The 23,504-nt window shown below is 68.2% G+C and carries 19 protein-coding genes; 11 read left to right on the forward strand and 8 right to left on the reverse strand.

What is annotated here, in order from left to right:
* Window positions 1-318 precede the first annotated feature (318 nt).
* On the forward strand, window positions 319-1,305 hold the full coding sequence (locus ACX9MO_RS04885) for a glutathione S-transferase family protein (RefSeq protein ID WP_462213719.1): 987 nt from the start codon (window positions 319-321) through the stop codon (window positions 1,303-1,305).
* Between the two features lie 153 nt (window positions 1,306-1,458).
* Here ACX9MO_RS04885 and ACX9MO_RS04890 read toward each other — a convergent pair whose 3' ends face one another.
* Window positions 1,459-1,821: a response regulator gene (locus ACX9MO_RS04890; protein ID WP_222491683.1), complete on the reverse strand. Its 363-nt coding sequence runs from the start codon at window positions 1,819-1,821 to the stop codon at window positions 1,459-1,461.
* A 245-nt stretch (window positions 1,822-2,066) separates the two neighbouring features.
* Between ACX9MO_RS04890 and cbiB the strand changes: the two genes are divergently transcribed.
* On the forward strand, window positions 2,067-2,975 hold the full coding sequence (cbiB, locus tag ACX9MO_RS04895; protein WP_462213720.1) for an adenosylcobinamide-phosphate synthase CbiB: 909 nt from the start codon (window positions 2,067-2,069) through the stop codon (window positions 2,973-2,975).
* 66 nt (window positions 2,976-3,041) lie between these two features.
* Window positions 3,042-4,217: a lytic murein transglycosylase gene (locus ACX9MO_RS04900; protein WP_462213721.1), complete on the forward strand. Its 1,176-nt coding sequence runs from the start codon at window positions 3,042-3,044 to the stop codon at window positions 4,215-4,217.
* A 311-nt stretch (window positions 4,218-4,528) separates the two neighbouring features.
* Here ACX9MO_RS04900 and hisC read toward each other — a convergent pair whose 3' ends face one another.
* Together hisC and smc are read right to left on the reverse strand one after the other, a co-directional pair.
* On the reverse strand, window positions 4,529-5,587 hold the full coding sequence (gene hisC, locus ACX9MO_RS04905; RefSeq protein WP_462213722.1) for a histidinol-phosphate transaminase: 1,059 nt from the start codon (window positions 5,585-5,587) through the stop codon (window positions 4,529-4,531).
* A gap of 250 nt (window positions 5,588-5,837) precedes the next feature.
* Complete coding sequence (gene smc, locus ACX9MO_RS04910; protein ID WP_462213723.1) at window positions 5,838-9,293, reverse strand: chromosome segregation protein SMC; 3,456 nt, start codon at window positions 9,291-9,293, stop codon at window positions 5,838-5,840.
* 225 nt (window positions 9,294-9,518) lie between these two features.
* Between smc and ACX9MO_RS04915 the strand changes: the two genes are divergently transcribed.
* From ACX9MO_RS04915 to dtd, 8 genes are all read left to right on the forward strand, one after another.
* Window positions 9,519-10,004, forward strand: coding sequence for a GNAT family N-acetyltransferase (locus ACX9MO_RS04915; protein WP_222491673.1), 486 nt, complete (start codon window positions 9,519-9,521; stop codon window positions 10,002-10,004).
* 169 nt (window positions 10,005-10,173) lie between these two features.
* Entirely contained in the window at window positions 10,174-10,764 is a 591-nt protein-coding gene (locus tag ACX9MO_RS04920) for a hypothetical protein (RefSeq protein ID WP_222491671.1), read from the forward strand.
* A 143-nt stretch (window positions 10,765-10,907) separates the two neighbouring features.
* Complete coding sequence (locus ACX9MO_RS04925; RefSeq protein ID WP_462213724.1) at window positions 10,908-11,816, forward strand: 5-bromo-4-chloroindolyl phosphate hydrolysis family protein; 909 nt, start codon at window positions 10,908-10,910, stop codon at window positions 11,814-11,816.
* A gap of 7 nt (window positions 11,817-11,823) precedes the next feature.
* Window positions 11,824-13,017 carry a toxic anion resistance protein gene (locus tag ACX9MO_RS04930; protein ID WP_222491667.1) on the forward strand — a complete coding sequence of 398 codons (1,194 nt, stop codon included), beginning with the start codon at window positions 11,824-11,826 and terminating at the stop codon, window positions 13,015-13,017.
* Between the two features lie 30 nt (window positions 13,018-13,047).
* Window positions 13,048-13,986 carry a DUF2927 domain-containing protein gene (locus ACX9MO_RS04935; protein ID WP_462213725.1) on the forward strand — a complete coding sequence of 313 codons (939 nt, stop codon included), beginning with the start codon at window positions 13,048-13,050 and terminating at the stop codon, window positions 13,984-13,986.
* Window positions 13,987-14,120: 134 nt separating this feature from the next.
* The gene (locus ACX9MO_RS04940) at window positions 14,121-15,239 is read left to right on the forward strand and encodes an SPFH domain-containing protein (protein ID WP_462213726.1); all 1,119 of its coding nucleotides are present in this window, start codon (window positions 14,121-14,123) and stop codon (window positions 15,237-15,239) included.
* Between the two features lie 4 nt (window positions 15,240-15,243).
* The gene (locus ACX9MO_RS04945; RefSeq protein WP_462213727.1) at window positions 15,244-16,377 is read left to right on the forward strand and encodes a TFIIB-type zinc finger domain-containing protein; all 1,134 of its coding nucleotides are present in this window, start codon (window positions 15,244-15,246) and stop codon (window positions 16,375-16,377) included.
* Between the two features lie 9 nt (window positions 16,378-16,386).
* Window positions 16,387-16,824 carry a D-aminoacyl-tRNA deacylase gene (gene dtd, locus ACX9MO_RS04950; protein ID WP_462213728.1) on the forward strand — a complete coding sequence of 146 codons (438 nt, stop codon included), beginning with the start codon at window positions 16,387-16,389 and terminating at the stop codon, window positions 16,822-16,824.
* A 285-nt stretch (window positions 16,825-17,109) separates the two neighbouring features.
* Here the strand turns inward: dtd and urtE are convergent, their stop codons facing one another.
* The 5 genes from urtE to urtA all read right to left on the reverse strand — a co-directional run bounded on the left by urtE (window position 17,110) and on the right by urtA (window position 23,337).
* Window positions 17,110-17,805, reverse strand: a complete 696-nt coding sequence (urtE, locus tag ACX9MO_RS04955; protein ID WP_462213729.1) for an urea ABC transporter ATP-binding subunit UrtE — start codon at window positions 17,803-17,805, stop codon at window positions 17,110-17,112.
* A gap of 3 nt (window positions 17,806-17,808) precedes the next feature.
* Window positions 17,809-18,549 carry an urea ABC transporter ATP-binding protein UrtD gene (gene urtD / locus ACX9MO_RS04960; protein ID WP_222491655.1) on the reverse strand — a complete coding sequence of 247 codons (741 nt, stop codon included), beginning with the start codon at window positions 18,547-18,549 and terminating at the stop codon, window positions 17,809-17,811.
* Window positions 18,546-19,775, reverse strand: coding sequence for an urea ABC transporter permease subunit UrtC (urtC, locus tag ACX9MO_RS04965; protein ID WP_462213730.1), 1,230 nt, complete (start codon window positions 19,773-19,775; stop codon window positions 18,546-18,548). The genes urtD and urtC overlap by 4 nt, the downstream gene beginning before the upstream one ends.
* Window positions 19,776-19,976: 201 nt before the next feature.
* Complete coding sequence (gene urtB / locus ACX9MO_RS04970; protein WP_462213731.1) at window positions 19,977-21,938, reverse strand: urea ABC transporter permease subunit UrtB; 1,962 nt, start codon at window positions 21,936-21,938, stop codon at window positions 19,977-19,979.
* A 118-nt stretch (window positions 21,939-22,056) separates the two neighbouring features.
* Window positions 22,057-23,337 (reverse strand): urea ABC transporter substrate-binding protein, encoded by a 1,281-nt coding sequence (gene urtA, locus ACX9MO_RS04975; RefSeq protein ID WP_222491649.1) that lies wholly within the window; start codon window positions 23,335-23,337, stop codon window positions 22,057-22,059.
* Between the last annotated feature and the right edge of the window lie 167 nt (window positions 23,338-23,504).

Consider the following 23,504-nt stretch of genomic DNA (forward strand, 5'->3'; position numbering starts at 1 on the left):
GGCACTCACGGAGGATGCCTCGCGCATCCTTAAATTGCCGTGAACCAGCCTAAGATAGCGGGAGGGCTGGGAAATTCCACCGAGTCGTTTTGCGCTGCAATGCAGCTTGTGCCCTGCCTGCATCAGCACAGGGCCCCAGCCCTTTGCACACCCCTGCTAACGCTCATGTAAACGGGGCCGGCGCCCCGTCCCGCGCGCCTTTGTGCACTGCCGCACGCGGGTTGCGCCCCCATCGGGGTTTGCCCTTGGGTGCGCCGCCGCTACGTCACCTTTCCAAGCGGGGCCCCACCTGAGGGCCCGGAAGCAAAGGAGCGTGACATGGGACTTCTGGTCGACGGCATCTGGCAGGACAAATGGTATGACACCGCCAAGACGGGCGGCAAGTTCGTGCGCTCGACCACCCAGTGGCGCAACTGGGTCACCGCCGATGGCAGCGCCGTCCCCTCCGGCGAGGCGGGTTTCAAGGCGGAGAGCGGGCGCTATCACCTCTATGTCTCCTATGCCTGCCCCTGGGCCCATCGCACCCTGATCTTCCGCGCCCTGAAGGGACTGCAGGATCATGTCAGCGTCTCTGTCGTCCACCCCGAGATGCTGGGCGAGGGCTGGACCTTCCGCACCGATTTCCCCGGCACCACGGGCGATGACCTCTTCGGCCTGCCCTACCTGCGCGACATCTACCTGAAGGCCGACCCCAAGACCTCTGGCCGGGTGACGGTGCCGGTGCTCTGGGACAAGCAGCGCGAGACGATCGTCTCGAACGAAAGCGCCGAGATCATCCGCATGTTCAACACGGCCTTCGACGGGATCACCGGCGACGATCAGGACTTCTGGCCCGAAGACCTGCACGGCGAGATCGAGGACCTGAACGCGCGCATCTACGACACGGTGAACAACGGCGTCTACAAGGCCGGCTTCGCCACCACGCAGGAGGCCTACGACGAGGCCGTCGGCCCGCTCTTCGACAGTCTCGACTGGCTGGAGGACCTGCTGGGCCGCAAGCGCTACCTCACCGGCGACCGCGTGACCGAAGCCGACTGGCGCCTGTTCCCGACGCTGATCCGCTTCGATCCGGTCTATCACCTGCACTTCAAGTGCAACCGGCATCGGATCGTGGATTACCCGAACCTCTGGGGGTACCTGCGTGAGCTCTACCAGTGGCCCGGCGTGGCCGAGACGGTGAAGGTGGATCACTTCGTCCGCCACTACCACTACAGCCACGATACGATTAACCCCTACCGGATCATCCCGATCAACCCGGTGCTGGACTACGACGCGCCGCACGGGCGCGCCGCCATCGGCGGTTGAGCCCCGTCCCGGGGCCGGCGCACCGAGGCCCGGTCCCCAGTCCACGCCTCAGGGCCACAGGACAGGTCCACAGGGCAGGCCCACGGCGCGTGCCACCGCCCTCCGTGCCCTACTGCGCGTCGCGGGCCTCTACCGGGGCCCTCAATGCAGGCCTCAATGCACGGCGAAATGTTCGACCATGGCGGCAAGGTCCTCGACCGGGGCATCGGTGCGCATCATCGCGCGGGCGTTGCTGCAGTGCCGGAAGATCGACCCGTCGGCAAAGACGGGCCCGCCGCTGACGACGATCACCTGCGCCCCCGGCTGCCGGTAGGACGCGAAATCCGACACCGCCAGCGCCGACCCTTCCGCAAGGAAGAGATCCAGCACGATCACGTCGAACTCGTACAGCAGCAGTTGCGTCACCGCCTCCTGCTGGCCCCGGGCCAGCGAGACCCGCACATGCTCCGCTTCAAGGTGGCGCTTCCAAGCCTGCCCGAGGCCCGGCTCGCTTTCCACGATCAATACCCTGCTCATACTTCTGTCCTCATTCTGACGGACGACCGGACAGGTCCGCAGACCTCCCCGGCATTCCCTGATCCCGCCCCCGTCTTCCCGTCTTCCCGGTCGTTTCTTTTGACGCGCCGCATTCTGGCTGGCTTGGTGAAGTCTTCGGTCAGTTTGATTAATAAAACATTAACCGCGCCGGGCCACCGCAAGGGTTCTTGCCCGCGCGGCACAAATCCGCTTGAACCGGCGCGACCCGTTGCGCGAGTACCCCGATGTCCCACGCCCTGCTGCTGATCCCTGCCCTGCTGCTCGATGCGCTCTTCGGCGAACCCGACTGGCTCTGGTCGCGCCTGCCGCATCCGGCGGTGCTGATCGGGCGCGTCATCGGCTGGGCCGACCGGCGCTTCAACCGGGGTGCCGCGCGCCGGCTGCGCGGGCTCCTGCTGCTGCTTGCCCTCGCCGCGGGCGCGGCCCTGATCGGCCAGGCGATTGCCGCCCTCGGGGCCTGGGCCGAGGTGCTCTGCGCCGCGGTCCTGCTGGCGCAGCGCTCGCTGGCCGATCACGTTCAGGCGGTGGCCGACGCGCTGCGGCTTGGCGTGGCGGACGGGCGCATGGCCGTGGCGCGGATCGTCGGGCGCGACACCGCCGCCATGGACGGGCCCGCGATCACCCGCGCCGCCATCGAAAGCGCGGCCGAGAACCTCTCGGACGGGGTCGTGGCGCCCGCGTTCTGGTTCCTGATCGGCGGGCTGCCGGGCATTCTGGTCTACAAGGCCGTGAACACCGCCGACAGCATGATCGGCTACCGGAGCGAACGGCACGCACGCTTCGGCTGGGCCGCGGCCCGGACCGATGACCTGCTGAACCTGATCCCCGCGCGGCTGACCGCGCTGATCCTCGCCGCCCTGACCGGGGGCCTGCGCCACTGGCCCGCCATCGTGGCCGAGGCGCGCCAGCACCGCTCGCCAAACGCCGGCTGGCCCGAGGCCGCCATGGCCCGCGCCCTCGATACCGCGCTCTCGGGCCCACGCGCCTACGGCGGCGAGATGCGGGAGTTCCCATGGGTCCACCCGCAGGGCGACCGCACGCCCGGACCGCAGGCCATCGAGGGCGCGGTGCGGCTGCTCTGGCGGGTCTGGGGCGCGCTGCTGGTGGGCGGGCTCCTGCTGGCGCTGCTCTGATCGTCCATTGCCCCGCGCGGTCAGATCGCTACCCTTCCCCTCGTGGATTTGATCACGAGGTTCTTCATGCGCTTTCTCCCCGCCGCCCTCGCCGCCCTGCTGCTGACCGCTGCGCCCGTCGCCGCGCAGCAATGCGGCGGCTCCTTCTCCAGCTTCGTGACCGGGCTGAAGTCCGAGGCGGTCAGCCGCGGCCATGACCGCGCCACGGTGGACCGCTTCTTCGCCAGCGCCCGACAGGACGGCGCCGTGCTCAAGGCTGACCGGGCGCAGGGGGTCTTCCAGCTCGACTTCACCACCTTCGCGCGGCGGCTGATCTCGGCCAACCGGATGCAGGTGGGCGCCCGCAAGGCCCAGCAATATGCGGGCACCTTCCAGCGTATCCAGCAGACCTACGGCGTGCCGCGCGGCATCCTCATGGCCTTCTGGGCCTTCGAAACGGACTACGGCGGCTACCAGGGGGATTTCAACACGCTGAACGCCCTCGTCACGCTGGCGCACGACTGTCGCCGGCCCGAGCTTTTCCGCCCGCAGGTCTTCGCCGCGCTGGAACTCTACGAACACGGCGACTTCTCTCCCACCGGCACCAAGGGGGCCTGGGCAGGCGAGATCGGGCAGGTGCAGATGTTGCCCGAGGATATCGTCGAGAACGGTGTCGACGGGGATGGCGACGGCCATGTCCGCCTGAAGGAGAGCGCACAGGATGCGCTGATGTCCGGTGCGAAGATGCTGCGCTCCCTCGGCTGGCGCCCGAACGAGCCGTGGCTGCAGGAAGTGACCGTGCCCGAGACCCTCGACTGGACGCAGACCGGGCTCCAGACCCAGCTGCGCGCGTCGCAATGGGCCTCGATGGGGGTCAGGCCGCGTTCGGGCGCGATGCTGGCGCCGAACCTGCCCGCCTCGATCCTGCTGCCGCAGGGCCGTCACGGCCCGGCCTTCCTCGTCTACCCGAACTACAACGTTCTCTTCGAATGGAACAAGAGCTTCGTCTATGTGCTGACGGCGGCCTATTTCGGCACCCGGCTGGAGGGCGCGCCGGTCTTCAATGCGGGCAATCCCGACACGGGCCTCAGCGGGGCACAGATGAAGCAGCTTCAGCAGAAGCTGGTGAACCGCGGTTACGACGTGGGCGGCGTGGACGGGATCCTGGGCGAGAAGACCCGCGAGGCGGTGCAGGCGGTGCAGAAGCAGATGGGCCTGCCCGCCGACGCCTGGCCGACGCCCGGGCTGCTGCAACGGATGTGAGCCGGGAGCGGTGACGGCACCGTCGTTTACTTAGCGGTAGGGATTGGGGTATATTCCAGAGCGACGACGATACGGGGTTCATCACCTCACTTCACAATCTGGCCCTGCGGAGTTGCCGCTCCGCAGGGCCTTTCTGTTTCAGCCTAGCGGCCGATCCAGAGCCGGATGATGGCCAGCACCACGGTCACGACCGCGATCAGCACCATCCACCGACGATACGATTCATCGCTCAAAGTTCCTCATCTCCTTCCGCCGCGATGTGTCGCGACGAAGGGACGGTAGGCGGGTGTGGTTAATCAGGCGTTAGCCGGTCATGCGAGGATCTCGTCCAGCGCCGCGACCAGCGCGTCGCATTCCTCGGCGGTGCCGATGGAGATGCGCAGCCAGTCGCGTATCCGCTCGGCCCCGAAGTGGCGCACGAGGATCCCGGCCTCGCGCAGCGCGGCCTGAAGCTCCGCCGCCGCGTGGCCCGGGTGCGAGGCGAAGACGAAGTTCGTCGCCGAGGGCAGCACCTTGAAACCCAGACCGCGCAGGCGCACCGTCAGACGCTCCCGCTCGGCCATGACGGCGTAGCGGGTAGCGTCGAACCAGCCATGGTCTTCCCACGCCGCCTGCGCGCCGACCTGTGCCAGCCGGTCGAGCGGGTAGGAGTTGAAGCTGTCCTTCACCCGTTCCAGCCCCTCGATCAGCGGCCGCTGCCCCATGGCGAAGCCCACGCGCATCCCGGCGAGGGACCGCGACTTGGAGAAGGTCTGAACCACCAGCAGGTTCTCGTAGCGATCGATCAACGAGACGGCGCTTTCGGCCCCGAAGTCGACATAGGCCTCGTCCACCAGAACCACGCAATCGGGGTTCTGTTTCAGGACCTGCTCCACCGCGTCCAGCGGCAGGGCGATGCCCGTGGGCGCGTTCGGGTTGGCGAGGACCACACCACCCTGCTCCCCCGTGTAGTCAGCCACGTCGACGCCGAAGCCTTCTGTCAGCGGCACGTGCCGGCTCTCGATGCCGTAGAGCTCGCAATAGGTGCGATAGAAGGAATAGGTGATATCCGCGAAGGCCACCGGCGCCTTGCCGGTGAAGAAGGCGTTGAAGGCGTGGGCCAGCACCTCGTCGGAGCCATTGCCGACGAAGACCTGATCCGGGGACAGCCCCATGCCGGCGGCCAGCGAGGCGCGCAGATCGCCCGACAGCGGATCGGGATAGAGCCGCAGCCCGTCGCCCGTGGCCCGATGGATCGCCTCCACCGCCTTGGGCGAGGGCCCATGGGGGTTCTCGTTCGTGTTCAGCTTGATGAACACCCGGTCGCGCGGCTGTTCGCCGGGCGTGTAGGGCACGAGGGTGGACACGAGGGGGCTCCAGAACCGGCTCATGGCGGGATCCTTTCGGGCTGTATCGCGCCCGTCCTGCCACGGCCTGCGCCGAGACGCCAGAGTGTACGATCAGCCGCCTCTGGCGCGATGCTCGGTAGGCCAGCCCCGCGCGCCCGGTTCGGCCCGGTTCGGGGCGTGCAATGCCCTCGCCACCCTGCCCGGAATTTTCGAAAATTCCGGACCGTTTTCTTGCAAGAAAACGGCGGGGGGCGGAGCCCCCCGTCCCTGTCCCGGCGAAGTCGCGCCCCGGTCAGGCGACCAGCGCCTCGGCCTTCTTGAGGTCCACGGAAACCAGCTGGCTCACGCCCTGTTCCTGCATCGTCACGCCGAACAGGCGGTCCATCCGCGCCATGGTCACGGCGTGGTGGGTGATGATCAGGAACCGCGTGTCGGTGCGGCGGCACATCTCGTCGAGCATGTCGCAGAACCGGGTCACGTTGGCGTCGTCGAGCGGCGCGTCGACCTCGTCCAGCACGCAGATCGGCGCGGGGTTGGCGAGGAAGACCGCAAAGATCAGCGCCAGCGCGGTCAGCGTCTGCTCCCCGCCCGAGAGCAGCGAGAGCACCGAGAGCTTCTTGCCCGGCGGCTGGCACATGATCTCGAGGCCCGCTTCCAGCGGGTCGTCGCTTTCCACCAGCACGAGGTTCGCCTCGCCGCCGCCAAAGAGGTGCCGGAACAGCAGCGAGAAGTTCGAGTTCACCTGCTCGAAGGCCGTCAGCAGGCGCTCGCGCCCCTCGCGGTTGAGGCTGGAGATGCCATTGCGCAGCTCGCGGATGGCGTTCTCGAGGTCTTCCTTCTCGGTCACCAGCTGCATGTGTTCGGTCGCCACTTCCTTGGCGTCCTCCTCGGCGCGCAGGTTCACGGCGCCAAGGGCGTCGCGCTGGCGCTTCAGCCGGTTCACGTCATTCTCGATGTCATCCGACGGCGGCATCTTGTCCGGGTCCACGTCGAGGCTTTCGAGCAGCTGCTTCGGCGTCATCTCCTGCGCCTCGGCGATCCGCTCGGCGGCGTGTTCGACGTTTTCCTGCGCGGCATCGGCGCGGGCCTCGGCCCGGGCACGCCCCTCGCGGGATTCCGAGGCGGTCCGTTCGGCGTCGCGCTCGGCGGCCACGGCCTCGCGGGCCTCCGCCTCGGCCCCGGCAAGCGCATCTGCAGCGGCTGCGCGGCGCTCCTCCGCGTCCTCGATCGAGGCGCTCAGCTCCTCGCGGCGGGCGGCGATCTCTTCGGGCTGGGCCGACGCCTCGGACAGCTCTTCCTGGCTCTCCAGCTTGCGCTCTTCCAGTTCCGCGATCCGCTTGCCCGCGCTGTCGAGGCGCAGCCGCCAGCCGGAGAGTTCCTTGGTCACTTCCTGCGTGCGGCGCAGCCGGGCATCGCCCTCGCGGCGCAGCTCGTCATGGGCGGCGCGGCGGGCCATCATCGCCATCCGCGCGGCCTCGACCGTCATCTTGATGTTCTCGGCGGCGTGGCGTGCGGCATCCAGATCGCCCAGTTCCTCCAGCCCCCGCTCGGCCTCGGCGACCTGTGCGCGGGCAGCGAGCGCATCGTCCTCGTGCCGCTTCACGGCGAGGCCGAGGTTCTCCAGCCGGCTTTCCGCCATGGAGCGTTCGGCCTCGGCCTTGGACACCCGGCGGGCGGCTTCGGCGACCAGACGGTCGGCATCGCGGCGGGCCTGCCGGGCGGCCTGATCGGCGGCGGTCAGGTCCGAGAGCCGCTTGGTCAGAGCCTCGTGGGCGGCGCGGGCGCCATCGGCCTCTGCCGAGGCGCGCTCCAGCTCCTGCTTCAGCTCTTCCAGCCGGTTGAGCTGTTGCAGCCGCAGCGCGGCGGCAGAGGGCGCATCCTCGGCCCAGGCCCGGTAGCCGTCCCACCGCCAGAGATCGCCCTCCAGCGTCACCAGACGCTGGCCGGGCTTCAGCAGCGCCTGAAGGCGCGGGCCATCGGCGGCGTCGACAAGGCCGATCTGGCCGATGCGGCGGGCCAGCACACCCGGCACGGTGACGTAGTTCGAGAGGCCGGCCACCCCGTCGGGCAGCGGCTGCGCCTGCGGATAGGCGTCAAGCGTGACCCAGCCCGAGGGCCCGTCGCCGGCCACTTCCGGCGCGCGAAGGTCATCGGCCAGCGCCGCCCCGAGCGCCTTCTCGTAGCCCGGCTTCACCCGGACGCTGTCGAGGATCTGCCCGCCCTCGGCGGTGTCGCGCTGCACCAGCTTGGCAAGCGCCGTCACCTCGGCCCTCAGCGCGTTCACCTCGCCCTCGGCGGAGGAGCGCGCGGCACGGGCCTCGGCCTCGCGCGACTGGGTCATGGCGCGGGCCTCCTCGGCGGCGAGCAGGGTTTCCTCGGCCCGTTCGGCGGTGGCCTGCGAAATCTCGCTTTCCTCCACCGCGGCCTCGTAGGTCTCGGCGGCCTCTTCCACGGCCTCGCGGCTGGCCAGAACCGCCTCGCGGGCCTTCGCGGCCTCGGCCTCGGCGCGGGCCAGCGTGCGGCGGCTGTCTTCCAGCAGGCGCTGCGCCGACTGGTGCCGGGCGGCAAGCCGGGCCACGTCCTCGGTCAGCTGCGACAGGTCCGCCTCGCGCTCGGTCAGGACATCGCCTGCCTCCTGCGCCGCCTCGGCGGCCTCTTCCAGCTTCTCGGCATGGCCCTCGCCCGCCTTGATCAGCTCGCGCTGTTCCCATTCCAGCCGCGCGATCGTGTCGCCCGCGTCGCGGTTCAGCCCGGCCTCGCGCTCCATGTCGCGGATCAGCTGATCGATCCGGTTGCGCAGGGTCTCGATGGCCTGAAGGGCGCGGCCCTCCTCGTCCTTCAGGGAATCCCGTTCGACCTGAAGCCGCTGCAGGATGGCCGAGGCAATCGCCTCCTCCTCGCGCAGGGGCGGCAGGCTTTCCTCGATCTTCGCGCGGGCCTCGCCGGCCTTGCGCGCGGCGGCCTCCGCCTGACTGGCGGCCACGGTCAGCTCGCGCAGCTGGTCGCGCGCCTTGGCCCGGGCCTCGTCGGCCTCGCGCCAGCGCCGCCAGAGAAGCATGCCCTCGGACTGGCGCAGCTCGGCCCCGATGGCGCGGTAGCGCTGAGCCTGACGGGCCTGCCGTTCCAGCTGGGCCAGCTGGCCCGCAAGCTGGTCGATCACGTCATCGACGCGGGTCAGGTTCTGCTCCGCGCCCTTCAGCTTCAGCTCCGCCTCGTGGCGCCGGGCATAGAGCCCCGAGATCCCGGCCGCCTCTTCGAGGATGCGGCGCCGCGCCTTGGGCTTGGAGTTGATCAGCTCGGAGATCTGCCCCTGCCGCACCAGCGCGGGCGAATGCGACCCGGTGGAGGCATCCGCAAAGAGCATCTGCACGTCCCGCGCCCGCACGTCCTTGGCGTTCGACTTGTAGGCAGAGCCCACATCGCGGGTGATCCGGCGCACGATCTCGATCTGGTCCTCGTCGTTGAAGCCCGCGGGCGCCAGACGGTCGGCGTTGTCGATGTGCAGGGTGACTTCGGCGAAGTTCCGGGCGGGCCGCGTGGCGGCCCCGGCAAAGATCACGTCTTCCATGCCACCGCCGCGCATCGCGGTCGGGCGATTCTCGCCCATGACCCAGCGCAGCGCCTCCAGCAGGTTCGACTTGCCACAGCCATTGGGCCCGACGACACCGGTCAGGCCCTGATGGATGATCAGGTCCGTCGGGTCGACGAAGCTCTTGAAGCCTTGGAGTCTGAGCCGCGTGAAGCGCAATGGGAGAATCCTGCTGATTCCGTTACATCCCCAAAAGGTGGGGCATCCTTGCAGGCCGAGTCAACGCCCCAACCCAGCATCTGGCAGGATGAGCGGAGTTTTCCACAAGATATTGCGCCACCCTTGCGGGAAACCCTGCGTCGGCTGGTCTGTCCTTCATGCGCGCCCGGCTTGAGGCCTGCGCGGCTTCGGGTCAGAAAGGGGCAACAGGTTACGAGGTTCCCCATGACGACTGCCCCCGCTTCCGCGACCCCCACGGCCCCCACCGTCCGTACCGCTGACCCGACAAGCCCCGGCTGCGCCGCCCTGCTGGATGCCAGCCACGCCCTGATGCGGGCGCTCTTCAACCCCGAAGAGAACCACTTCCTTTCGCACGAGGCGCTCCGGGCGCCCGATATCCGCTTCTTCGCAGCCGGTCCCGAGGCGGCGCCGCTCGGCGTCGCCGCGCTGCAGATCAAGGATGGCTATGGCGAGGTGAAAAGCTTCTTCGTCTCCCCCGAGGCCCGAGGCATGGGGATCGGCGCGGCGCTTGTTGCCCGGGTCGAGGAGGAGGCACAGGCCAACGGGCTGACCCTGCTGCGGCTGGAGACGGCGGACAAGCTCGACGCGGCCTGCCGGCTTTACGAGCGGCACGGCTTCGTGCGGCGCGGGGCCTTCGGCGACTATCCCGACAACGGCGTCTCGGTCTTCATGGAGAAGCGGCTGGCCTGAGGCCCGCCCGGCCCTTTGACCGCATAGGTTGCGCGCCGGGCCCGGGAGGCACCGCAACGGGCACCGGCGCGCCCGAATTGGCCCCAATGTTACACCTGCCACGCCTCATTCATGTCCAAATCGCCGTGGATTTTGCTCGCATAAGAGAAAAATTCTAAGGGTAGAAAACATGTTGTCCCTCAGCCATCTGGCGATCGCCACGCTGTGCACCACCGGTCTGTATGCCGTCCACAAGCTGCGCCGGCAGGCCCAAGCCGACGCCGGGCGCGAGCTGGGACCGCTGAGCTGGCGCCGCAGCCGGAAGCTCTCGCCCGAGGAAGCCGTGCCCGACGCCCTGCGCCAGCGCAAGCTGGCCGCCATGACGGTCAACAAGCTCGACGAGATGCAGCGCCAGCTGACACCGATGCGCGATGCGGGGCTGAACCAGCGGATGCAGCGCGTGCGCGGCGAGGTCGAGACGCTGTTCTCCACCATCCGCAACGACGCGACCCAGCTGAACGTGCTGGCCCGCCAGCTCGACGACGCCGTGGCCGGTACGCAGCGCTTCGCCGCCCGGCAACGCGCCGCCAACACGCTGGAAGCGCGCGAGGAATTCGCCCACAAGCTCGACATCTTCTGCGCCGCCTGCGCCCGCGAGACCGCCCTGCGCACGCCGCCGCGCATCGTGCCAGCCCGCCCGGTCCCCGCCGCACAGGCCGAAACGCAACGTCCCGAGCTGCAACTGTCCGGCGCGGCGGAACAAAAGCGGCAGAGCCACTAGTACTGCGCCGCCCCATGACTTAGGTTTCGGACAGAGTTATTTCGCTGTTCGGAGGACACCTTGTCCGGAACCGGGTTACAGAAGCTGGCTTTCGTCCTGCTGATCGTCCTCATCCTCTTCGTGTCCATCGCGGGAGGGGTATGATGGCCCGGCGCTACGGCGGCACCTACTCCCCCGACACGTCCCGGGACGCGACCGAGGATGCGGCGACGCCACCGGCGGGCGCCTACCATGGCGCGCGCCGCACCCGTGCCGGTGGCCGGGTCAACCTGCTGTTCCTCGCGCCCCTGCCGCTGGCGCTGCGCGCCTTCACCTCCGGCCCCACCGGGCTGGCGCTGAACCTCGCAGCGCTCGGCATGCTGCTGCTGTCCGCATGGCTCACCCGCGAGGGGTTGAAGGCCGAGGAAGCCTACGAGGCCCGCAAGGTGGCCCGCCGCCCCGCCTTTCCCCGCAAGATCGCGGGCTCGCTGCTGACCGGCGCGGGCCTTGCCATCGCCGGCTGGGCCAGCACCGGCGGGATCGCCGCGCCGGTGATCTATGCCGTGGTGGGGGCCGCGCTGCATTTCATGGCCTTCGGGCCCGACCCGCTGCGCAACAAGGGCATGGACGGCGTCGACCTGCACCAGACCGACCGCGTCGCCCGGGCCGTGGACCAGGCCGAGAAGCACCTCGCCGCCATGTCCGAGGCGATCCAGCGCGCAGGCGACCGCACCGTCATTGCGCGGGTCGAGCAGTTCCAGACCACTGCCCGCGCGCTCTTTCGCACGGTGGAGAACGATCCCCGCGACCTGACCGCCGCGCGGCGCTATCTCAGCGTCTACCTGATGGGCGCCAAGGATGCCGCGATCAAGTTCTCCGATCTCTACCAGCGCCGCCCCGATCCCGCAGCGCGGGCCGACTTCATCGCGCTGCTGGACGATCTGGAGCAGAACTTCGCCGCCCGGACCAGCAAGCTCTTGTCCGACGACCGCGCGGACATGAATATCGAAATCGACGTATTGCGCGACCGCCTTGCCCGCGAAGGCGTGGCGATGGCCCCCACCTCGGAGTGACAGCGACATGACCGACAATATCCGCCAGAAGGCCGAAGCCAGCCTGAAGGAAGTCGACGAGGTGACCGCGGTCATCCTGCCCGAACCCGGCGGCGAGATCACCCCGCTGGAGGCCGCCGACGCGCCCCAGAGCGAGGCGATCCGCGCCCGCATGGCCGAGCTCGACATGGGCGATACCGGCTCCATCGTGCGCTTCGGTTCGGCCGCGCAGGCGGAGTTGCAGGAGATCAGCCAGTCGATGCTGGCCGAGGTGCGCAACAAGGACGTCGGCCCGGCGGGCGACAGCCTGCGCGACATCGTCGGCACGATCCGCGGCTTTTCCGTCAGCGAGCTGGACGTGCGCCGCGAGCGCAGCTTCTGGGAGAAGATCATGGGCCGCGCCGCGCCCTTCGCCCAGTTCACCGCCCGTTTCGAACAGGTGCAGGACCAGATCGACAAGGTGACGGAAGACCTGCTGGGTCACGAGCACAAGCTGCTCAAGGACATCAAGTCGCTCGACCTGCTCTATGAAAAGACGCTGGCCTTCTACGACGAACTGGCGCTCTACATCGCCGCCGGCGCGGCGAAGATCGCGGAGCTCGACAGCACCGACATCCCCGCCAAGGAGGCCGAGGTCCAGGCCGCGCCCGAGGGCGAGCAGGTGATGAAGGCGCAGGAGCTGCGCGACCTGCGCGCCGCCCGCGATGACCTCGAGCGCCGGGTGCACGACCTCAAGCTGACGCGGCAGGTGACGATGCAGTCGCTGCCCTCGATCCGGCTGGTGCAGGAAAACGACAAGAGCCTCGTGACCAAGATCAACTCGACCCTGGTGAACACCGTGCCGCTGTGGGAAACCCAGCTGGCGCAGGCGGTCACGATCCAGCGCAGCGCCGAGGCGGCCTCGGCCGTGCGCGAGGCCAACGACCTGACCAACGAGCTGCTGACCGCGAACGCCAAGAACCTGCGCGACAGCAACAAGGTCATCCGCACCGAGATGGAGCGCGGCGTCTTCGACATCGAGGCCGTGAAACAGGCCAATGCCGACCTGATCGGCACGATCCAGGAAAGCCTGCAGATCGCCGATGAGGGCAAGGCCAAGCGCGCCGCCGCAGAGGAAGACCTCAAGAAGATGGAAGCCGAACTGCGCGACACGCTCGCCGCCGCCAAGGCCCGCGCCGACGGGCTGGGCGATACGACGGCCACCTCGGTGCCGCAGGCCTGATCGCGGATGTGCAGCCGCTTTCCTCTGCTGATGGCCGGGCTGACCGCGGTGGCACTCACCGCGGCCTGTCTGCCCACGCCGCCCACGACCCCCAGCACCCCGCCGCAGGCGCGGCCCGCCGGGCTGGCCAAACCCGCCAAACCGGCAGCGCCCTCGGCAGCCAGCCGGGCGCTGCGGACCTATTACGCGCAGCTTCAGGCAGACCTGCTGGCGCAGGGGCTGATGCGGCAGGACGGCGGCGGCCCCGATACGCCCTATGGCGCGCGGGAAGTCGCCCGGAACTTCGAACGCATCGCCTTCTACGACGAATACGCCCGGGGCGGCGGATTGCGCAGCAGCGAGGGCGCGGCCCCCGGCGGGCTGCGCCGCTGGTCCGGCCCGGTGCGGATGCGGGTGGAATTCGGGGCCTCCGTCTCGGCCGAGGAACGCGCCTCGGACACGGCGGAAGTGGCCGGCTACGTGACGCGCCTCGCGTCTCTCACGACCCATCCGATCAGCCTGGTGACCCGGGGCGGCAACTTCCACGTGCTCTTCATGAGCGAGGACGACCGCCCGCAGGCGATCAGCCGGATCAAGCAGCTGGTGCCGAACATCTCGCAAAGCTCGCTCGACATCTTCCGGGACCTTCCGCGCGAGATCCATTGTCTCGTGCTGGCCTTCTCGGGCGATGACAGCGAATACGACTACCGCCGGGCGATTGCCCTAGTGCGGACGGAGCATCCGCCGCTGATGCGCCGCGCCTGCGTCCACGAGGAACTGGCGCAGGGGCTGGGGCTGGCGAACGACAGCCTCTCGGCCCGGCCCTCGATCTTCAACGACGACGATGAATTCGCCCTTCTGACCAGCCATGACGAGTTGTTGCTGCGGATGCTTTACGATCCGCGCCTCTCGATCGGGGAAACCGCCGAGGACGCGCGCCCGATGGTGCAGCAGATGGCCAAGGAACTGACCGGCGAGGTCGAGGGCTGAGCCCCCGCCCCGCCACACGACACATGCGCGACGGTCTTACCTTCGGCAGGACTTGGCGCTAGCCTGCCGCCACGGGGCGGCGCACCGGCCCCGAGAGGGCCGGCACCGACAGCAACGACCAGCAGGACAGCACCATGGGCATCTTCGATTTCCTCAGCGGACAGTTCATCGACGTCATCCACTGGACCGACGACACCCGCGACACGATGGTCTGGCGCTTCGAGCGCGAAGGCCACGAGATCAAGTACGGCGCCAAGCTGACCGTGCGCGAGGGGCAGGCCGCCGTCTTCGTGCACGAGGGGCAGCTGGCCGACGTCTTCACCCCCGGTCTCTACATGCTCGAGACCAACAACATGCCGATCCTGACCTCGCTTCAGCACTGGGATCACGGCTTCCAGTCGCCCTTCAAGTCCGAGGTCTATTTCGTCAACACGACGCGGTTCGCGGACCTGAAGTGGGGTACCAAGAACCCGATCATCGCCCGCGACCCGGAGTTCGGGCCGGTGCGGCTGCGCGCCTATGGCACCTATACGATCCGGGTCTCCGATCCCGCCCGCTTCCTCGGCGAGATCGTGGGCACCGACGGCGAATTCACGATGGACGAGATCAGCTACCAGATCCGGAACATCATCGTGCAGGAATTCTCCCGCGCCATCGCCTCCTCGGGCCTCCCGGTGCTGGACATGGCGGCCAATACCGCCGATCTCGGCAAGCTGGTGGCGAAGGAGATCGCGCCTACGCTGACCGACTACGGGCTGGAGATCCCCGAGCTCTACATCGAGAACATCTCGCTCCCCGAGGCGGTCGAGGCGGTGCTGGACAAGCGCACCTCGGTCGGGCTGGCGGGCGATCTGGGCAAGTACACGCAGTTCTCCGCGGCCGAGGCGATGACCGCCGCCGCCACCACGCCGAATTCCGGCATGGCGGCCGGGATGGGCGCAGGCATGGGCATGGCCATGGGAAGCCAGATGGCGGGCGCCGCCGGGCCCTGGGGCCCCCGCCCCGCCGCTGCCGCCCCGGTGGCCGCGCCGCCGCCGCCCCCGGTCGAGAAGGTCTGGCACCTTGCCGAGAATGGCCAGACCAAGGGCCCCTTCTCGCGCGCGACGCTGGGCCGGATGGCCGCCGATGGCGCCCTGACCCGCGAGACCTATGTCTGGACCGCCGGACAGGACGGCTGGCTCAAGGCCGGGGATGTGACCGAACTGGCGCAGCTCTTCACCATCCTGCCGCCGCCCCCGCCGCCCGGGGTCTGACGGCATGAGCGATTACGACGGCACGCCGCCGCCTCCGACCCCGGAGGAGGAGCACCGCTTCCCCTGTCCGCAATGCGGCGCCGATTACCGTTTCGACCCCGCCGCGGGCCGCCTGGTCTGTGACTTCTGCGGCCACACGGAGGCGATCGAGGGCGCGCCCGCGCCCCATGCGGCCCATCCGCAGGCGATCCGCGAGCTGGATTTCCGCGCCGCGCTGGAGGCCCGCCTGCCCCAGGCCGAGACGCAGGAGGTCCGCACCACCTCCTGTCCGAACTGCGGCGCCCGGCTGGAATTCGACGGCGACATCCATTCCAAGGACTGCCCCTTCTGCGCCACGCCCGTGGTTGTGGACACCGGCACCACCCGGGTGATCAAGCCGCGCGGCGTCCTGCCCTTCGCCCTCGACGAGGGCAGCGCCCGCAAGGAGATGACCGACTGGCTGGGCCGGCTGTGGTTCGCGCCCAACGGGTTGCAGGACTATGCCCGCAAGGGGCGGCGGATGCAGGGCATCTACGTCCCCTACTGGACCTTCGACGCCCAGACCGAGAGCCGCTATGCCGGGATGCGCGGCACGATCTACTACGTCACCACCACGGTGATGCAGGACGGCAAGCCCAAGCAGGTGCGCCAGCAGAAGATCCGCTGGCGCCCGGTTTCGGGCCGGGTGGCGCGCTTCTTCGACGACGTGCTGGTGCTGGCCTCGCGCGCGCTGCCGAAACGCTACACCGACGCGCTGGAGCCCTGGGACCTTGCCGCGCTGGAGCCCTACCGCCCCGATTTCCTCGCAGGGTTCCGGGCCGAGGGTTACCAGGTCGAGCTGCTGGAAGGCTACGAGGAGGCCCGCGTGCGGATGGACCGGGTGATCGAGCGTGACGTGAAGTTCGACATCGGCGGCGATGCACAGCAGATCACCTCGGTCGACACCGCCGTCTCGGATGTGACCTTCAAGCATATCCTGCTGCCGGTCTGGCTGGCGGCCTACAAGTACCGGGGCAGGACCTACCGCTTCGTGGTGAACGGGCGCACCGGCCGGGTGCAGGGCGAACGGCCCTGGTCCGGCTGGAAGATCGCACTGGCCGTCGGGTTGGGGCTGATCGTGGCCGGGGTCGTCGGTTATTTCTACGCAATGAACCAGTAAGGAGAGCCCATGCGCGCGCTCATCCAGCGGGTCTCCCGCGCCTCCGTCCGTGTGGACGGCGACATCATCGGCCAGTGCGGCGAAGGGATGATGATCCTCGTCTGCGCCATGCAGGGCGATGACGAGACGAAACCGGCCCAGCTGGCGGCGAAGATTGCCAAGATGCGCATCTTCCGCGACGAGGCCGGCAAGATGAACCGCTCGCTGCTGGATATCGGGGGCGAGGCGCTGGTGGTGAGCCAGTTCACGCTCGCCGCCGACACCCGCAGCGGCAACCGCCCCGGCTTCTCCACCGCCGCGCGCCCCGAGGAGGGGCGCAAACTCTACGAGGCCTTTGCCGAAGAGCTGGCCCGGCTGGGCCCGAAGGTGGAAACCGGGGAGTTCGGCGCCGAGATGGCGGTGGAGCTGGTCAACGACGGGCCCACCACGATCTGGATGGAGATCTGACCCAGGTCTGCGCGCGCGGCAGGGCAGGCAAAATTCTTCGAAGAATTTTGGCAAGAACTTTCGAAAATTCTTGCGTGCGCGGGGTGGCTGTTGTGCGCAAACTTTGAGGGGGCATCCGTTTTCTTCGAAGAAAACGGTCCGGAATTTTTGAAAATTCCGGGCAGCGGGGTGAGCTTCGTGGCCCCCGGGGCGTGGGTGCGGATGTGAGGGGGCTGGGGGGCTGTCTGCCCCCCGGGCGCTTGCGCGCCCTCCCCCCAAGGATACTTCGGAGCGAAAGATGGGCCGTCAGACGGAGACTTCGGCCATCAGGGTGTCCTTGGCGATCTCGCCCTTGGTGCCCGAGGAGGTCACCGCACCGCGCTTCATGACGTAGAACCGGTCCGCGAGGGCATAGGCGAATTCGAAGTATTGCTCGACGAGGATGATCGCCATGTTGCCCTGGTCGCGCAGGTATTCGATCACACGGCCGATCTGCTGGATGATGTTGGGCTGGATGCCTTCCGTCGGCTCGTCGAGGAGAAGGAGCTTGGGCTTGGTCAGCATGGCGCGCGCGATGGCGAGTTGCTGCTGCTGGCCGCCCGAGAGGTCGCCGCCGCGGCGGTGGAGGAACTCCTTGAGGATCGGGAAGAGCTCGTAGATCTCGTCCGGGATGTGATGTTCCGAACGCGGGAGGCAGGCATAGGCCGTCTCCATGTTCTCCTTCACGGTCAGCAGCGGGAAGATCATCCGGCCCTGCGGCACGTAGCCGATCCCCGCGTGGGCCAGGCGATGGGCCGGCAGGCCGCCGACGCTGTGCCCGTCGAGGGTGACCGTGCCGCCCGAGAGCGGATGGGTGCCCGAGATCGCCTTGAGCAGGGAGGTCTTGCCGACGCCGTTGGTGCCCATGATGCAGGTCACTTCGCCGGTGCGGGCCTCCACGTCGATGCCGTGGAGGATCTGGCTCTGGCCGTAGTGGAGGGTAAGGTCCTTGGTTGTCAGCATGTCTCAGCGCCCCAGGTAGACATCGATCACCTGCTGGTTCGCGGTGACGTGATCCAGCGAGCCCTCGGCCAGGACCGAGCCCTCGTGCAGCACGGTCACCTTGCAGTTCAGCCGGCGGACGAAGTCCATGTCATGTTCCACCACCACGACCGCGCGGGTCTTGGCGGCCTCGACCAGCAGGTCGGTGGTGTGTTCGCGCTCGGCCAGCGTCATGCCGGCGGCGGGTTCGTCGACCAGCAGCAGGCGTGGCTCCTGTGCCAGCAGCATGCCGATCTCGAGCCATTGCTTCTGACCGTGGGAAAGCTCTCCGGACTTGCGCGAGAGCTCATCCGCGAGGCCGATCTCGGAGGCCAGTTCCTCGACCTTGCCGCGGTCCCGGAAGGTGGGCTTGTAGAACAGCACCGAGAGCGGGCCGCGGGCGTTCTTCACCGCCATCAGCAGGTTGTCGTAGACGCTCTGGTCCTCGAAGACGGTGGGGCGCTGGAACTTGCGGCCGATGCCCGCCTGGGCGATCCTGGCCTCGTTCATCTTGAGCAGGTTCACGGATTTCTCGCCCCAGATCACCCGGCCCTCGTCGGGGCGGGTCTTGCCGGTGACGATGTCCATGAAGGTGGTCTTGCCCGCCCCGTTGGGGCCGATGATCGCGCGCAGTTCCGCCGCGCCGATCTGGAACGAGAGGTTGTTGATGGCGCGGAAGCCGTCGAAGGTGACGGAGACGCCGGAGACTTCGAGAAGCGTGCTCATTCCTGCCCCTCCCCTTCGCGCAAGCTGCCCTTGTCCGGGCCGTAGTCCGCGCCGTGACGGTTGGGTGCCATGCGGTCGGTGACGAGGTCGAAGAGCCCGCCGATGCCCTTGGGCGCGAAGAGCGTGACCAGGACAAAGGATAGGCCGAGCAGGACCAGCCACCAGTCGACCCAGTCGATCCGGTAGAAGCCGAGGTTCAGCGCGGGCACGAGACCGCCCGTGAACCAGGTGGAGACGAGGGAGACGACCGCAGCCCCGATGACGGCGCCGTAGAGCCGGCCCCGGCCCCCGATCGCCACCCAGACCGCCAGGTAGATCGAGGCGATGGGGGCCACTTCGCCCGGGTTGATGATGCCCGCCTGCGGGTAGTAGAGCGCGCCGGCGATGGCGGCGATGATGGCCGTCAGGGTGAAGATGAAGAGCTTGTAGCCCTCCACCGAATAGCCGAGGAAGCGCACCCGTGCCTCGTCATCGCGGATGCCGCGCACGACCGAGCCGAACTTGCCCGAGACCACCCAGGCCGCCAGCAGGTAGCCGAGGCCGAGGGCAAGCGCGGAGGCCCAGAGGAACCAGACCGAGATCGCATCCTGACCGGCGCTGACACCGGGGAGGTTCTGCAGCCCCGAGAGGCCGTTGTTGCCGCGCAGCCCGCTTTCGTTCTGGAAGAGGTAGAGCGAGAGCGCCAGCGTCATGGCCTGGGTCAGGATCGACAGGTAGACGCCGGTCACCCGGGACCGGAAGGCAAGCCAGCCGAAGACGAGGGCCAGAACGCCCGGGATCAGCAGGACCAGCAGGAGCTGCAGCGTCAGGGAATGGGCGAAGGACCAGATCAGCGGGAAGTCGGAGGAGCCCACCACGCCGAAGATCTGGGTGCCGATGGCATCCTGCACCTCCTGCGCCGTGGGCGGGATCGGGGAATTGGCGAGACTCTCGGTCACGATGATCTCGGTCCGGGCGTACATCAGCCACATGCCGATCATGTAACCGCCGAGCCCGAAGAAGGCGAAATGGCCGAGGCTGAGAATGCCGCAGTAGCCCCAGACGAGGTCCATGGCGAGGGCCACGAGGCAGAGGCAGAGCGTGCGGCCGAGCGTCTTGACGAAGGAGGTGGAGAGGCCGCCCGTGCCATAGGCGTGGGACATCAGCGTCACCACCAGCGTGAAGACCGCGAGGCAGGCGAGGAAGACCAGCACCGAGGGATGGCGGGCGATGAATGTGTTCTTCATGGCCGGGTCCTCGGGGCGTGGGCCTGGGCGTGGGCGTGGGTCTGAGACTGGGTGTGGGGCATCATTGACGCCCTCGGGTCTTGCGCCTGCGGCGGGCGGGCATGGGGGCCAGCCCCCCGACGCGCGCTGCGCGTCTCCCCCCGGGATATTTGGGAAACGGAAACGAGAGGGGGGGCCTGGGCGACGGGGCTTTGGTCATGCTCAATCTCCTGCCGCGCGGCCCTTGAGGGCGATGATGCCGCGGGGGCGGAACTGGATGAAGATGATGATGAAGATGATCATGTAGGTCTGGGCCGCCAGCGTGTTCGACGGGTTCAGCCATTCGATCCCCTTCTGCAGGAAGCCGATCATCGTGGCGCCCGCCAGCGTGCCCCAGACATTGCCGACCCCGCCCACGACCACGGTCATGAAGCTCTGAACGATGTAGCCCTGGCCAAGCTCGGAGGTGACCTGTGCGAAGAGGCCGATGGCCACGCCCGCGATGCCCGCGATGCCGGAGCCGAGGCCGAAGGTCATCATGTTCACCCGGTCGGGGTTGATGCCCATGGAGGCCGCCATGCGGGGGTTCTGGGTCACCGCGCGGGTTTCGAGCCCGAGGCGGGTGCGCTGCATGATGAAGAGGTAGATGCCGAGGAAGATCAGCGCGAGGACGAAGATCGCCACCCGGATCCAGGAGATGCCGATGATGTCGTTGATCACCCACTGGCCGTCGAGCCAGCCCGGCGCGGTGAGCGGGCGGGCCTGGGTGCCGAAGATGTTCTTAGCCAGCTGCTGCAGCGCGATGGAAATGCCGAAGGTGGCCAGCAGCGTCTCCAGAGGGCGCGCGTAGAGCCAGCGGATCACGAGCCGTTCCATCGCCACGCCCGCCGCGAAGGTCACCGCGAAGGCCACCGGGATCGCGACGAGGATCGAGACGGTGTAGTTCGGGATCAGCTGTTGCAGCACGTAGCCGGTGTAGGCGCCCATCATGATGAACTCGCCATGGGCCATGTTGATCACCCCCATGACCCCGAAGGTGATGGCGAGGCCGATGGCGGCGAGGAAGTAGATCGAGGCCAGCGACAGCGCGTCGAGCGCAAGATCGATGAACTGGTTCAGGGCGAGCTTGAGCTCGATCGAGTTCAGCGCCTCCTCGGCGGCATCGGTGACGGCGGCGGAGGGTTCGCCGTAGCGGTCATAGAAACTGTGCGCGGCAAGCGCCGCCTCGACCTCGGACTGGGTGGCGGCGGCGGGAACGGTGCCCGCGGCCTCCAGCGCGTCATAGGCCCGGTCGCGGGCGGCCGGATCGGAGAGGTCGGCGACCGGCACACCGCCGACACGTCCGTCGGCGATGTGCGCGGCGAGCGCCTGACGCTGGGCCTCGGCGGTGAGGCGCGCCGGCGCCAGGCCGGCGGAGACGAGGAGCGCATAGGCGTCCTCGGCCGACAGGGCCTCGCTGCCGGGCTTCAGCACTGCGGCGATATTGGCCTCGGCGGGCGGATCGCCGGCGGAGACCTCGCGCCGGGTCGAGAGGATCGGGTTGAGGGCCGCGCGCACATCGACGGCCAGATCGCCGCGGAAGGACTCGATGGCCTCGATCCGGGCCTCGTCCGTGGCGCCGAAGCGGATCGTCAGCAGCCGTTCGAGACGGTCCTTCTGGGCGCGGATGCCGGCGTCGGGCTCGTTCTCGATCGCGGCGCGCAGGATCGGCAGATGCTCTGCATTGCCGTCGCGGGCGAGCGCGTCGAGGGCGGCGCGTCGGCGGGAAATATCGGGATCGGAGAGCTGGAACTGCACCAGCGCCGAGGCGATCAGCCCCCGGATGCCCGAGTTCGGCTTGAGCTGGTCGAAGCCCTCGTCGGGCACTTCGCCGAGATCGGTGGGGCCGTCGAAGGCATGGAGGTGCAGCGTGTCGCGGTTCACCTCCTCGGCGTAGAAGAAGAGGCCGTCGCTTTCGCGCTGCCACATCTCGCGGGCCTCCCATTTCTCCAGCACGAGGGCGGCGCCGTCGAGACCGCTGTCGCGGATCGCCTCGATGGCCGGGCCGATGGTGCGGCGGGAGGATTGTTCGATCAGCTCGCGCTGGCCCTGCAGCAGGTCCTGCAGCGGACCCTCCTGGGCGGCGAGCGGCGTGGCAAGGAGGGACATCAGGCACAACAGTGCCGAAAGAAGTCTACGCGGCATCAGACCCACTTGATCCTTTCGGGGTGCGACGCGCCGGGCGGGCGGCACGCGGAGAGGCGCTCAGGACCCGGGCGGCGGGATGAACCGCCCGGGCCGCGTGATCAGCGTCAGACGCGGATCAGTAGTTGGACTGAAGCTGCACGCAGCTTTCGGTCTCGGTGTTGTACATGCCGCAGCCGAGGCCCGGCCAATCGGACTTCAGCTTGGCCGATTCCGGCAGGAAGTCGGTCCAGGCGTCGCCCGGGACGGGATCGGTTTCCGAGATGATGTCGAACTGGCCATCCGCGAGGATCTCGCCGATCAGCACCGGCTTGGTCAGATGGTGGTTCGGAAGCATCTCGGCGGTGCCGCCGGTCAGGTTCGGGAAGGTCTGGCCGACCATCGCGTCGATGATCGTGTCGACGTCGGTGGTGCCCGAAGCCTCGACCGCGTTCACCCACATGTTGAAGCCGATGTAATGGGCTTCCATCGGGTCGTTGGTCACGCGCTCTTCACCGGCGTAGGCTTTCCACTGCTCGACGAAGGTGGCGTTCTCCTCGGTGTCGGCGGACTGGAAGTAGTTCCACGCCGCGAGGTGACCCACGAGGTTCGAGGTGTCGAGACCGGAGAGTTCCTCCTCGCCGACCGAGAAGGCCACGACGGGGATGTCATCCGCCGAGATGCCCTGCGCCGCCAGTTCCTTGTAGAAGCCGATGTTCGCGTCGCCGTTGATGGTGGAGATCACGCCGACCTTCTTGCCGTCCGCGCCGAGCGCCACGACGTCCGACACGATCTTGGACCAGTCGGAGTGGCCGAAGGGGGTGTAGTTCACGAAGATGTCTTCCTTCGCGATACCCTTCGATTCGAGGTAGGACTCGAGGATGTTGTTCGTGGTGCGCGGATAGACGTAGTCGGTGCCGAGCAGCGCGAACTTCTCGACGCCGAGTTCGTCGAGGAAGTAATCGGTGGCCGGGATCGCCTGCTGGTTCGGAGCGGCGCCGGTGTAGAAGACGTTCTTGGAGGATTCCTCCCCCTCGTACTGGACCGGGTAGAACAGCAGGCCGTTCAGTTCCTCGATCACGGGCAGCACGGATTTCCGCGACACCGAGGTCCAGCAACCGAACATGACGTCCACGTTGGAGACGGTCAGCAACTCGCGCGCCTTTTCGGCGAAGAGCGGCCAGTCGGAGGCCGGATCGACCACGACGGCTTCGAGCTGCTTGCCCAGCACGCCGCCCTTGGCGTTCTGCTCGTCGATGAGCATCAGCATGGTGTCCTTCAGAGTGGTCTCCGAGATGGCCATGGTGCCCGAGAGCGAGTGCAGGATACCAACCTTGATGGTGTCCTGCGCGAAGGCGGCGGTGCTCAGCAGGAGGGAGCCGGCAGCGGCCCCGAGCATCGACTTCAGAAATTTCGACATGTTTCAATAAACCCCTTCGAAATGCCGCCGGCACCGCGCAGGAATGGTATCGCGGTCGTTGAAACGCCCCGATTTCCCCCCATATCGCAAAGGCGACATTCTGTTGCATTCGTGCGGTGGCGACCGACCAGCCAAGCAGGTTCGTCACCGCACACCCTTCATGCGGC

This window comes from Pseudooceanicola profundus (assembly GCF_054919315.1).